Raw genomic sequence first — 12,979 nt, 5'->3', positions numbered from 1 at the left:
GGGTCCGGGAGTCTAACCCGGATTTTCAGACCCATCGGCAGATGACTTCGCGAAATCAAAAAGAAAAAGGCGGCCACCCCGAAGGATGGCCGCCTCTTCTAGAGCTTCATTGGCTCTCGCCGAGGCGCATGCTTACTTGCGCATTCGCTTTCGGCCAACGATCGCCAGGCCAGCAGCGCCGCTGATGAGCAGCAGCATAGTGCCCGGCTCCGGAACGAAGGTGAACGTCTTGGTGACGGAACCCGCAATGTTACCCGCAAGGCCGCCAGTCTTCAGGCGGAAGGGCGAAACCATCTTGATCTGACCGCTCGAATCCTCGGAGACCAGACCATTGAACCCACTGCTGAGGGTTACCATGCTGTTTTCCAGTTTCGCTCCCGCGCCGGTCGTGAGTTCGATTGCGGTGAGCAGCTGAACCGTGGTCAGGTTGAGGGTGAACGCCACACCCGTGATGCTGCCCAGGCTCGGCACTCGCAAGATGTTCGAGGAAAGACCGGTGATTACTGCGGGGCCGGTATTGAACGGTGCGCCGGTGACGACGAGAACGTTCTGGAGTACTGCGGCCAGAGTCGTCATGCCGCCGGAGCCGAGGTTGCCCAGAGAGATCAGGAACTGGAAGCCACCGGCGGTGAGGGTCGCGAAACCCGTGTTGGCTTCAGAACCACCGAAACCTTGAATCGGACCGGGCCCGAATGGGTTGACGTAAGAGGCGTTCTCACCGAAATTACCGATACCCGCGTGCAAGCTGATCTTGAGTCCGGTGAGATCTGGAAAACCAGTGAAGGCCGCCGATTGAACTGTGAAGGTGTCCGTCTGGAAGACACTTGCAGACTCGGCGATGGAGTGTGCCCCGGGTCCGCCGCTGATTGTAACGCTCGCGGATTGCGCGTTGAGGCGAATCCGAGGAATGGAACCAAGCTTGATATCCAAGAAACTTTGGGCCGGATCCAGCGTGGCAAGCCCCGCACTCGCCGGGGTCGAGAAGGCGAGCGCCATCCCGAAAGCCAATGCGGCTACTAACATATTGCGCATGAGTTCGTCCTCTCTTTCGTTCTCTGAGTCTCTAAAAATCGTTTCAACCGGTGCTGCAGGCTCCACTGTCCTTACCACTTGGCGCAATTTTCTATGCGGAAAGAAAGCAAATTCCGGAGTCAAAGCTCTCCGGGGGCTGCGATTCACTCGGTTTCCACCTCTCCAAGATGCAATTCGGATGCCACCATTCACTCCTGCCCGGGTTTCTACGTAACATGCGGTTTTTGTTTAATATTAACCGATGCCAGGAACGGCTGGTACAGAACTAGACCCCCCTCTGGGAGAAGAAACTTTAGGACTTCTTGGGAAAATCTTTTCCTGCCCTTGCCCACCGGGAGAGACATCACGATACACAAGAAATTCGCAACTTTCCGACAGCTGTCCATCCCCTGGGCGAATCGGAGAATTTGGCCGAGAAAACACTTCACCTTCTCGACTTTGCGACCACTCACCGCAACGAGAGCCAGTCTTGGGCTACGCCCAGCGGGTGTTCGACCAAGCGATTGGAAACTCTCAAAATTGGCGTACTCTCGGTCGCCATTTTGATTCACGGAGGCTTCGGCCAGCCATGCAACAAACGACCAATTTCGAGACCCGCGATCAATCCCCGATCAGGAGCGCCACCCCCAGGTCGCGGCTCAGCTTCGGAATCGTCGCATTTTTCGCGCTCGTCGGCCTGCTCCTGGGAGGCTGCTACAACGATCCCGAGACCCGGCTTGCCGAGATTCGCGCGATTCAGGCCGGGGGGCGCTTCGACGAGTCGATCAAGCCATTGCGCGTGCTCTTGACCGCCGATCCCGACCATCCCGAGGCCAACTACCGACTGGGCGTGGCCCTGGTACAAACCGGTCGTGCCAGCCTTGCGCTGTGGCCATTAATGAAAGCGACCAACAGTGAAGAGTACGGAGTCCAGGCGGGCCTGCTCCTCACCGCCACGCTGATTTCGCAGGATTCCCACGAAGAGGCGATCCGCGCAATCAACCGGGTGCTCGAAAGGGACCCCGACAATCGCGTCGCCCTCTACGGTCGCGCCCAGGCACTGCTCGGCGCCGCCCGGCCAGACGCAGCCCTGGAAGACGCAGAGCACATTTTGACGCTCAAGCCCGGGGACGCCCACGGGTATGCGATCAAGATGTCATCCCTGGTCGATCTCAAGCGCTTTGACGAAGCGGAAGCGAGCCAACTCGAGTTGATCAAGATCACCGAAGAGGGAACCAGTGTCGACAAGGCCGCACGCGCCTGCGGCATCCTCGCGCGCTTTTATGCAGATCAGGGCGATAACGACAAATCGCAGCAGACCCACGAAGTTTGTCTCGAAAAGTATCCCGCGCATCCCATGGTTCGATCGTGGGCGTCGAGCTTCTATATCATTACCGACCAGGCCGACAAAGCGATCGAGATCTGGCGCGGTGCGGTGGACAACAACCCGGAAAACTTCGACCTGCGCTCGACCTTGGCAGACATGCTCGCCGACAACGGAGCCGTCGAAGAGGCCGAAGCACTGATGGAAAACAGCGCGAAGCTGTTCGATACCGCGCGGGCCTACCAAAAGCTCTCGAACCTGTACCGACAGAACAACAAACCCGAAGAAGCCCGCAAGGCACTCCAAACGGCACTCTCGAGGACCAAGCGCGAGCCCGACGTGCTTCGCTTCACGGTGGGCGATCTGTTCATTGAAGAAGGGGATCTCGACAGCGCCGAAGAAGTCGCAAAGAGCCTCAAGGAGCCCAGCTACCGGCATCTTCTGACTGGCGCCATCCTGTTGGCGCGAGACAAGCCCGCCGAAGCCCTCCAGAAACTCGACGAAGCGCTCCGTCTGTGGCCCAACAACGCGCGAGCGCGCTACCTCGCAGGGGTCGCGGCCCAGCGCTCGGGGAACCACGATCGCGCGACTGTCGAATTTCGCGAATCGGTGCGTGCATCAGAAACAGAAACTGATGCTTCACTCCAACTCGCGCGAATCTACTTCACGATGGGGAAATTCAAAATCGCCCGACAGTTCGCGGCGCGGCACGTTCAGAATCGTCCACTCGACAAGCCCGATGCGCACATCATCGACGCGCGCTCGGCCGACAAACTTGGCGATCTCGAGTCGGCCTATCGAGTTCTGGACGCACTCCAACAGACCATATTCGCCGGAGACGCGATCGCCGAGCGTGCCACCCTGGTGAGCGAGCACGAAGGTCTTGCCCAGGCGATCGACGTGATCGAAAAGAGCGATCTCGACCTCGCAGACAGCGCAAATCTGGTGGCCCTGCAGACCTACATCAAGTTGCTGTTTGCCGCGGACCGCAAGGGCGATGCGGTAGCCGCTGCGAGCGCCCTCTACGAGCGCAATCCCGAGAGCGCAATTGCCATGGAAACGAAGGGACGAACGCTGGCCCTCGAGGGTCGAATCCACGAAGCGAGCGCATTGATCGACGCTGCGATCGCGCAGGATCCGGAACTTGCCTCGGCCCTCGAAGCGAAGGGCAATCTCACCGCACGCACAGGAGATCTGGATACTGCACTCACCTACTTCGACCGGGCGGCCGCAATCGGTCGCGGCGACCCCGACTACGCCTACTCGGCGGCGATGCTCGTGCGAAGCCAGGGCAAAACCGAGGACTACGTCGCACGCTTGCGCAAGATCGCCAAAAGACAGCCGGGACACGTTCCCGCAACCAACGATCTCGCATGGCATCTGGCCGAGACCGACTCCGAACTCGATCTGGCACTCACCCTCGCCACCCGGGCATCTTCCATGCAGCCCGACGCGGACACTCTCGACACTCTCGGATGGGTTCAGCTCAAGCGGGGGTCCCATGCAAAGGCGATCGAATCCTTCAACAAGGCGCTAGAGCTGCGACCCGACTCCCCGTCGATTCGCTTCCGGCTCGGTGTGGCATTGGCAAAGGCCGGCTCGAACCAACAAGCGCGAGCAGCGCTCGAACAGGCGATCGAGGGCAGCACATTTCCCGAACTCATTGACGCCAAAGCCGAGCTGGCGCGGCTCGGTGACTCTTCTTAGCATTGGGAGCGACTTGGGTGTCGTCGATTCTTCGCCGGGCAATTCCGGTTATCCGCGAGCTTTTTCGCCCGCTTGCGGGATTCGTTCTTCTTTCGCTCGTCTCGCTCAACACCGGTTGTTCTTCGCCCGAGGAAAGAGCCGACTACCACCTCGAGCGCGGACGTGAATATGCTGCTGAGGGCAATGATGCGGCAGCAAATATCGAGTTCCGTGCTGCGTTCAGCAGTAACCCCAATAATCTGGCAGCACTGATCGAACTCGCGGACGCAGCCGAGAATCGAGAAAATCCACACGACCTCCGGTTCTACCTGCAGGAAGTGCTCACCCTCAAGCCAGAGATGAATTCGGTCGCCCTTCGTCTCGCCAACGTGCTGCGAGAAGTCGATCCTTCGCAAGCTCGCAGATTGATATTATCGGTGGTCGCGCGCGATCCGAAGCACGCCAATGCACAGCTTGCCCTGTCCAAGAGCGAATTTTCGTTCAAACGTATCAACGAAGCATTGCGTATCGCTTTACTTGCAATCGACCTCGACCCCAGTGACCCCAACGCACACTGGCATCTCGGATTCGTTTACTATGCGATGCTGCAACAGAGCACCCAGGGAGGGAAACCCATCGACGAATCCCTGCGGAGCAGGGCGGTCGATGCATTCGAAGCGTACATCGCCGCAGGTGGCCAACCCGAATGGAAAGCGCGCTCCGAACAGGCACGCATTCAGTCGACTGGTTCGCACAACCGAGCAAAGGCCCTCGCCTCGGCACGAATCTCCCTCGAGAGCGCGCGCGAAGCGGAAGATGATGCGCCGAAAATGGCTGCGGCAAGACATCTGGCCAAGGTCGCCCGTATGCAGCAAAACACCGGCGCCTACGCGGACGCGATCACCGCTCTGTTGGAGATCACTCCCCGCGACATGCGGGAGTGGCAAAAACTGGCCGGGGCGCGGCAGTCCTCCGGCGGCTCCGCAGATGCGGTCTACGCAGATCTCATCGCGCTCTACCCGGATGACGCTGAAGTACACATCCTGTATGCCTACCACATCGGAAGGACCCAGGGTTACACGGCCGCCGCCGCGTACTTCAACAAACAAATTGATCTCGGCATCGATCCGCCGCGAATGCTGGCGGGCCTTTGCAACTATGAAACCACGGGTTACAGGACTTCCTACGCCGAGCGTACGCTTTTGCGGCTTCAGCGAGACTTTCCCGACAGTCCCTGGACCAAACTCGAACTTGCAAGAAAGCTCGGGTTGCAGGCCAAGACTTTCGAGGCGGTCAAAACTCTCGAATCACTGCTGCAAGAGATGGAAATTTTTGGAGCCTACGAGATGCTGGCCAAGCTCGAACGTTTTCATCAGCACAGGAAAAAGGCGGTCAGCGCTGCGCGCAAAGCCGTTGCAGCCAAGGGCTACTTCGAAGGCGGATTGCACAAGCTCTACTCCGATATTCTTTTCGAAGGTGGTGAATATTCCGACTACCTCGAAGCGCTCGAAGAAATCGAGCGGCATGGAAAACTCAGCTCCGCACAGCATCTGATGAAGGCGCAATCGCTGTACGAAACAGGCAAGGCCGGCCAGGGGCGCAAGATCCTCCTGAGGCAGATCGGATACGCCTTGTCCACAACCCAGGCAACACTCGAGTTTGCCAGGCGAGAGGCCGGCAATCCGAAACAGCAACTTCTGATCCGCAATCTGCTAAGCGGCGCGATTGCCGAAGATCCCAAAAATCGTGAACTCATTGCAGCGCTGATCTACGCGAACGTAAAGTCGGGACGAATCGATGCTGCATCCAGCAAACTCGAGGAACTCGCGATCGAGAGATACCCCGCAGAAATTCAAGATCTGCGAGCCCACATGCGCGCGGCTCGCGGAGATCTCGCGGGAGCCCAGAGAGACGCCAACCTGGCATTGCGCACCGATCCCCTGCTGCCGAACCTGGCCGACTTTGCCCTGCATCTCTACTCAAAGGCCGGACCGATGGACCGTCATCTGGAACGCCTCGAGAACTGGATCCAGAGAATGCGCGCAGACCGGGGGGGCGAGTGGCTGGTGAACTCTCGCAAAATCGCGCAGTTCCACCTCATGCGTTCTCGCATGCTGCGCTTCGAGGAACGAAACGCCGAAGCCCTCGAAGTGCTCGACTTCGCGATCGCGAACCACGAGTACACGATCGACACTCGAACCGACCGCGCTTACTTGATTGCCTTGACTGAGGACGACCCTCGTCGCGCGATCGAGATCGCGGGGGAACTCGTGGAGCGACATGGTTCAAATCCCCATGCCCTCCATACCCTCGGATTCGCCTATCTTCGCGCGGATAAGCCCTTCCAGGCCCTCGAATTTCTCCGCCTCGCGAATCGAAATGTCGCGAATCCAAACTCGCGGTTTCTCTTTCAGGAATCGGTTGCCCTGCGGTTGCTGAACCGGGAGAGCGAAGCCCTCGAGTTGATCGACGAGGTGCTGGCACTCGATCCGAGTTTTCCGCAAGCCGCGCAAACGCGTCAGTCGCTGATCTCTGCGATCGACAGCGAGTAGACGGATCAATCCGGCCGGTTGGGCAATCTGCTTGCGCGGATTCGCTGGATCCTCAACAAGCGCTCGAGATCTTCTTTCAATCCTTCCGTGATCGGCCCCTCGACCTGAATCCCGGCTTCGATCCTGCGGATCGCAGTCTCGAAATCGTCCAACACGATGTAGGCCTGTGCCATGACGCGGAACTCGTATTGGTCGGGTTCTTCGATCTGCTCGAATCGCTCGATCCATTCGGTCGCCAGTTCGTTTAAGAGCGCGACGAACGACGAACTCTGCCGGATGCGGTCGTAACCTCGTTCGGACAACAGATGGTCGAGTCGATTGTATCCCCGCGCTCGCGCCGCACGGAGTGCAACCACTGCCCCTTCTGCATCTCCAGCCAACGCGAGCCGACGAGCGATGCGCGTCTGTGCCGCCATTCCCTGGGGATAGTGCTTCTCAGCGTCCGCCATCATTGAAAAGCCAGACTTCCAGACCATTGCGCGCTCATGCACGCGAAAGGAATTGCCCAACACCCACACGATCGCGAGAGCGACGAGAACTCCCCGGATTTTCTGCGGCTCGAATGTCGTGCCGAACCTGTCCAATAGACCTTCGAAGTGATCGCGACCCGCAAACAACACTGCTCCAATCAAACCGGGCAAGATGAAGTAGAGATAGCGATCGGCCATCGGGAATGGCAGGGGAATGATCCCGCAAATGGGTGCGAACGAGACGATGGCCCAGATCCAGTAAAGCGCTTCAGTGCGATTGCGCACCAGCACAAACCAGGTGCGAGAGGCGACCAACCCCAACATCAACAGTGATCCAAGCCACCACGGGTCAAACCATGAATCTGCGGGGGGCGGCTCTTGAAAAACGGAGAGCCCCGAAGAGGAGACTGCCATCACGAGGTAACGCAACGAGACCGCACAAACGGTGCGCAGTCGCACGATCGGATCGGCGTAGAGTACGGGGGCCTGGCCGGCGGTCTGATTGAAAGCCCAGAACTCGGCAAAGGCAAAACTGACGAGCATGAGGACCCAGACGCCAATCCAGGCCCACTGCGAAGGAGCGGAGGAGGTGCCTTTGTCGTTCCGCTGGGTTTGCCAGGTCGCGGCTGCGAGTACGAACAACGCAACTGCCGCCGTCGGCTTGGCCAACAATGCGAGGGCGAAGAATCCCGCCGCCAGGGCGGGCCGCGAGCGGTGTGCGATCAGGGCGAGCAGGCAGAGGGTCAATGCGGTCGGGGTTTTGAGCTGTGATATCCACGCTACCGCTTCGACATTGGCCGGGTGCAACAGGAAGAACGCGCTGCCCAGGAGCGCGGGAGTCCGAGAGATCCCTCCCCCTCGCAATACGATCATCAACAATAGCGACGCAAATGCGTGCAGCGCGATGTTGACCACATGGTAGCCCATGGTGTCTCGCTCGAACCATTGCCATTCGAGGGCGTAGATAAACAGGTGAACCGGCGCGTAGTTTTCGACCAACTTCGCAGGTGTTCCCGTCGGGTCGAGAATCGCAATCAAGTTGTCTGAGCTGATGTCGTGTACGAAGGCGTTGTTGAGGACGTAGTGTTCATCGTCGGAGATGAACGAGCCGTCCAGTGCGGGGCCGTAGGCAATCAAGCACGCCGCAACAAACGCCGCGTAAAGAAGGGCATGGAAGACGATGCCATCTGATGCGTGGGGAGGCTTCGCGGATTGCAGTCGCTCTTGGGAACTGCCGGCCCGTTGCCGTTTTGAGGAGGCCTTTTTTGAACGCTTGGAACTCAAAAATTCGCTCTCCACCGACCATGTCTCGATTTCCCGGTCGAGCATACAGAAAGCAGGCCCGAAGAGTGCGCGGAAACGGTGGCGGCTGGGCTAACCTCGTCGGACGCGTGCCAGCTGAAACCAACATCGAACTGTCGGTAGTCATGCCGTGCCTCAACGAGGCCGACACCCTGGAAATCTGCATCACCAAGGTGTTGCGAGTCTTCAAAGACCATGACATTGCCGGTGAAATCATCATCGCCGACAACGGCAGCCGCGACGGCTCCCAGAAAATCGCAGAACGGCTCGGCGCGCGAATCGAAAACGTGAGCGAGCAGGGATACGGTGCCGCGCTGATGGGCGGAATTTCCGCGGCCCGGGGTCGCTTCGTGCTGATGGGTGACGCGGACGATAGCTACGACTTTCTCGAGATCCCCAAGTTCATCGAAAAGCTGCGCGAGGGTTACGATGTCGTACAGGGCTGTCGCCTGCCACGGGGTGGCGGCACTGTGCTCCCCGGCGCCATGCCCTTTCTTCATCGGTGGTTGGGCAATCCAATGCTTTCTTTCATGGTGCGCGGAATGTTTCGTACGCCGGTCACCGACATCTATTGCGGCATGCGCGGCTTTCGCAAGGACCATTACCTGCGACTGGATCAACGCTGCACCGGGATGGAATTTGCAACGGAGATGATCATCAAGTCCGCCCTGTACAACGCCAGAATCACCGAAGTTCCAATCACACTCCATCCGGATGGACGCAAGGCGCACGGACCGCATCTGCGCACCTTCCGCGACGGTTGGCGCACGGTTCGTTTCTTCCTGATGTACAGCCCTCGGTGGTTGTTCTTGATTCCAGGTATGGCACTTCTGCTGTTCGGGATCGGGGGCTACGGGGTTGCGCTCCCCTCGACTACGGTCTTCGGCATAAGCTTTGGCCCCCACACCTTGTTGGTCTCGAGCCTCGCATTTCTGCTGGGTTATCAGTCGATTCTTTTCGCGATCTTCGCCAAGACATTCGCGATCAGCGAAGGATTCATGCCCAGGGACCCGCGCATGGACCGCTTTTTTGAAGTCGTGAATCTCGAAAAAGGGCTCGTGGTCGGCGGGACAGCTTTCGTCGTCGGCCTCGGATTGATCGGCCATACCGCCAACGCCTGGCGTGAGGCGGATTTTGGCCCCCTCGACTACGAGGTCACCATGCGCTGGGTGATCCCGGGCGTGACCCTTGCCGCCCTCGGCCTTCAGACCGTGCTCTCGGGTTTCTTCGTCAGTCTTCTCGGGATGGGCCGCAGGTGAGTTTGGCCGAACGGCTGCACCAATCGTACGGCTTTGAGCGCCGAGTCCGCGTGTTGTCTCGCCACATCGAGAGCCTGTTGCCAAAGGACGCATCCGTATTGGATGTCGGGTGCGGCGACGGCACACTCGATTCGTTGCTTGCATCACAGCGCAGAGACATCGCGATCCAGGGCATCGACGTAATGGTTCGGCCAGACGCGTTGATCCCCGTGCGCGAATTCGACGGCTTCACCATCCCCCACGCCGACGACTCCTTTGACTGCGTCGTCTTCGTAGACGTCTTGCACCACAGCCAGGACGCCACGCAGTTGTTGAAGGAAGCCAAGCGCGTGGCACGGCGCTTCATCATCATCAAAGACCATAGAAGGAACGGATTGTTCGCCCGAGAAACCCTTCGCTTCATGGACGACGTCGGCAACAAAAGGTTCGGGGTCGATCTGCCGTATCATTACTGGAGCCATCGAGAGTGGCATGATGCATTTCACGAACTCGGGCTGGAGATCAGGCAGTGGAACCAGTCCCTGGGCATCTACCCGTGGCCCGCCAGCCTGTTGTTTGATCGAGGTTTGCACTTCGTGGCGCAACTTGGCGCAAAGCCCACGAGCCAATGATTTCCCAGAAAGCGCTCATCGTCCCGCTCGCCTGGATGGTCATGGCACTGGCAACGCTGTCGCTCGCGCTGCCGCGAATCGATGACCTCGGCCTGTACTACGACGAAGCATTCCTCGCCCAACAAGCACGGGGTTTCGTCGAGCCGGATCGCGCAGGGGTACATCCGGCCAGCGTGCGGACCGAGTGGATCGCCGGCAGGCCGTTTCCCATCCGGAATGCTGCGTATCTCGGATCCCTCAAGAGTCAGCTACTGATCCCGAGCCTGGCCGTCTTTGGCGCGAGTCCCTTCGTGTTGCGAGTATCGACCCTCGTGACCGGATTGCTCGGACTGTTGTTTTGCATGCTATGGGCCAGACGATTTCTTGGGGACCATGCGGCAGTGATCTCGGGATTGTTGATCGCGAGCGATCCATCCTTTTACTTGTTTTCTCAATTCGAGTGGGGCCCGTTTACCAGCATGCTCCTGTGTCGTGGTGCAGGGCTCTACTTTCTCAGCCTGGCTTTCGCGCCGGACAAGCGGCATTCGGGTTGGTTCGCTTTGGTACTGGGTGCCGCTTGCATGGGACTGGGGATCTACAGCCGAGTCGACTTCGTGGTAATTCTGGCGGCTCTGTCCATCGGGATGCTTGCGTTTCGCCGAGACGTAGCCATCGCGGCCTGGCGCGATCATCGCGCAAAGATTGCCGCCGGAAGTGCCGTATTTCTATTGACCGCGAGCCCCGCCATCGCGGTCGTGAGCGAGATCTTGCTCGCCGGCTCGGCGATCGCGGACCGCGGCGACATCGGCTATCGGATCGACGTACTCGCCAGCGTGCTCGACGGCTCGCACTTCTTTCGATTGATCAGTGCGGGGGGGTTGTTCGACGATCTCTTCGTCGTGGATGCGCCCGCCACTGGGTTCATTTTCGTTTTGTGCATCAGCGCAGTCGTCATCGCGTTTCCGAAATTGCGCGGACCGAGCCTGCGATCGGGTTCTGCGGGGTTCCTGGTCCTGACCACCATTCTCCTCGCCGCATTCATGCTGCTGATCCCCGGCGCCGTTCGCGCTCATCACATGCTCAATACCTTGCCGTTCCCTCACCTCATTGTCGCATCCGCAGGGGTCGGGTTGTGGCAGCGAAGCTGGGCAACACAGAGAACTCGCCTGTTCGCGCGCAGCTGCATTGCGATCTCGCTGGTGGCTTGCCTTTACAGCAACGCCGACACGATTTCAAAGACACGACAACTCATACGCGATACCGGGGGTACGGGACGCTTCAGTATCGCCTTGCAGGACTTCGCCAGGGAAGTTGACAATTCATCGGATGCAGAGAACAGCAGGTTCGTGAGCCTGGATTGGGGCTTTCATGAACCACTGCTCTTCACAACGCAGCACGTGAAGTTGAGCGAACCGATCTGGGCCCTGACGAAACCCGCGATCGTTCGCTCTCCGTACATCGCGAACGGCGATCGCCACACCATCTACTTGATTCACGAAGCGCCCTATGACTTGTTTGGACTGGGGGCTCCGTTTCTCGAGGCTCTTCACGCGAGCGATCCCGAGCACTATACGATCCGAGATCATCTAGACGGATCGGGCAATTTGGCGTTCAAGAGTGTTCGCTTCGAACGACCTCACCAGCTGCACTTCAACGGGAAGTTCCGTTTCCAATTGCGCGAAGCAGAACTTCCGTAACCCGCTGCTGCTGTTCTTCGGTGATGCCCGGAAAGATGGGCAAAGAGAGAATCTCACCGGCGGCCTTCTCCGCAACCGGAAAACTCCCCGGCGAGTGCCCCAACGACGCATAGGTTCCCTGGAGATGGCAGGGCGTGGGGTAGTGGATTGCCGCACCAATTCCCGCATCGTTGAGTTGTGCAAGAACTCGATCGCGTTCGGTTACTCGCACCACGTAAAGATGCCAGACGGATTCGTTGCCTTCTTTGATCTTGGGTAGAACCAGCTCATCAGACTCCGCCAGTAGTTCGTCGTAGCGTGCGGCGGCAGCGCACCGTTCCTCGTTCCAGCGCGGCAACCTGTCGAGCTTGGCGCGCAGCACCACCGCTTGAAGCGTGTCCAGTCGGGAGTTGAAACCGATTCGGGGATGTTGGTGCTTTTCCGTTTCACCCCAGTTCCGCAGCTCCCGCACCCTTTGGGCGAAGTCGTCATCGTTGGTCAGAACCGCACCCCCATCTCCGTAGGCACCGAGGTTCTTTCCCGGATAGAAACTCGTCGCGGCCGCCACCCCGAACCCCCCCGCGAGACAACCATTGCGCCGCGCGCCGTGGGATTGGGCGGCATCCTCTATCACCGCGATATCGCGACCCCGGGCAAAATCTTCCAGCTGCTCGAACGGGGCAACCTGACCGTAGAGATCGACCGCCATGATTCCGCGAGTTCGCTTTCCAATGCACGTCCGGGTCTTTGCGGCGTCGATCAAGTAGTGGTCCGGGTCGCAGTCGACAAACACAGGAACCGCGCCCACTCGAGTCACCGCGAGCGCGGTTGCGATGAAGGTGTTCGCGGGCACGATCACCTCGTCGCCAACCCCGATCTGCTGGGCGCGCAGGATCATTTCGATCGCGTCGGTGCCACTGCCGACTCCGATGCAGTGTCTGACACCTGAGAACTTCGCGTACGCTCGTTCAAAGTCGTCCAACGCGGGGCCCAGGACGAAGGCAGCCTGCTTGAACACTTCTTCGAAACCGCGCTTGATATCCTCTTCGATCTCGCGATGTTGAATCGCCAGATCGACCAGAGGGATGTCCATCACGCCTCCACTCATG

Annotated in this window: 8 protein-coding genes; 5 read left to right on the top strand and 3 right to left on the bottom strand. The window is 59.1% G+C overall.

Translation table 11 applies throughout. The annotated features are described in order from the left end of the window. Nucleotides 1–132: 132 nt before the first annotated feature. Nucleotides 133–1,032: a PEP-CTERM sorting domain-containing protein gene (locus tag IH881_04670; GenBank protein MCH7866966.1), complete on the bottom strand. Its 900-nt coding sequence runs from the start codon at nucleotides 1,030–1,032 to the stop codon at nucleotides 133–135. Nucleotides 1,033–1,600: 568 nt separating this feature from the next. Here IH881_04670 and IH881_04665 point away from each other — a divergent pair. Together IH881_04665 and IH881_04660 are read left to right on the top strand one after the other, a co-directional pair. After that, nucleotides 1,601–4,042, top strand: coding sequence for a tetratricopeptide repeat protein (locus tag IH881_04665; protein ID MCH7866965.1), 2,442 nt, complete (start codon nucleotides 1,601–1,603; stop codon nucleotides 4,040–4,042). Between the two features lie 17 nt (nucleotides 4,043–4,059). Next, the gene (locus IH881_04660; GenBank protein ID MCH7866964.1) at nucleotides 4,060–6,573 is read left to right on the top strand and encodes a hypothetical protein; all 2,514 of its coding nucleotides are present in this window, start codon (nucleotides 4,060–4,062) and stop codon (nucleotides 6,571–6,573) included. Nucleotides 6,574–6,578: 5 nt separating this feature from the next. Here the strand turns inward: IH881_04660 and IH881_04655 are convergent, their stop codons facing one another. After that, nucleotides 6,579–8,342: a hypothetical protein gene (locus IH881_04655; GenBank protein MCH7866963.1), complete on the bottom strand. Its 1,764-nt coding sequence runs from the start codon at nucleotides 8,340–8,342 to the stop codon at nucleotides 6,579–6,581. A 5-nt stretch (nucleotides 8,343–8,347) separates the two neighbouring features. On the opposite strand from IH881_04655, the gene IH881_04650 reads away from it, so the two are divergent. Genes IH881_04650 through IH881_04640 form a run of 3 tightly spaced genes read left to right on the top strand, consistent with a single transcriptional unit; the run spans nucleotide 8,348 to nucleotide 11,891 of the window. After that, nucleotides 8,348–9,604 carry a glycosyltransferase family 2 protein gene (locus IH881_04650; GenBank protein MCH7866962.1) on the top strand — a complete coding sequence of 419 codons (1,257 nt, stop codon included), beginning with the start codon at nucleotides 8,348–8,350 and terminating at the stop codon, nucleotides 9,602–9,604. Beyond that, complete coding sequence (locus tag IH881_04645; protein ID MCH7866961.1) at nucleotides 9,601–10,215, top strand: methyltransferase domain-containing protein; 615 nt, start codon at nucleotides 9,601–9,603, stop codon at nucleotides 10,213–10,215. Before IH881_04650 ends, IH881_04645 begins: the two co-directional genes overlap by 4 nt. Beyond that, nucleotides 10,212–11,891, top strand: a complete 1,680-nt coding sequence (locus IH881_04640) for a glycosyltransferase family 39 protein (protein ID MCH7866960.1) — start codon at nucleotides 10,212–10,214, stop codon at nucleotides 11,889–11,891. The genes IH881_04645 and IH881_04640 overlap by 4 nt, the downstream gene beginning before the upstream one ends. On the opposite strand, the gene IH881_04635 is transcribed toward IH881_04640, so the two are convergent. Further along, on the bottom strand, nucleotides 11,845–12,978 hold the full coding sequence (locus tag IH881_04635) for a DegT/DnrJ/EryC1/StrS family aminotransferase (protein MCH7866959.1): 1,134 nt from the start codon (nucleotides 12,976–12,978) through the stop codon (nucleotides 11,845–11,847). The two genes, IH881_04640 and IH881_04635, sit on opposite strands and share 47 nt — an antisense overlap. Nucleotide 12,979 lies beyond the last annotated feature (1 nt).

The organism is Myxococcales bacterium (genome assembly GCA_022563535.1).
In the GTDB taxonomy this organism is placed as follows: Bacteria; Myxococcota_A; UBA9160; order UBA9160; family UBA4427; genus DUBZ01.
Note: the sequence above shows the minus strand (reverse complement) of the source record. Positions and strands in the feature narration are given on the sequence as shown.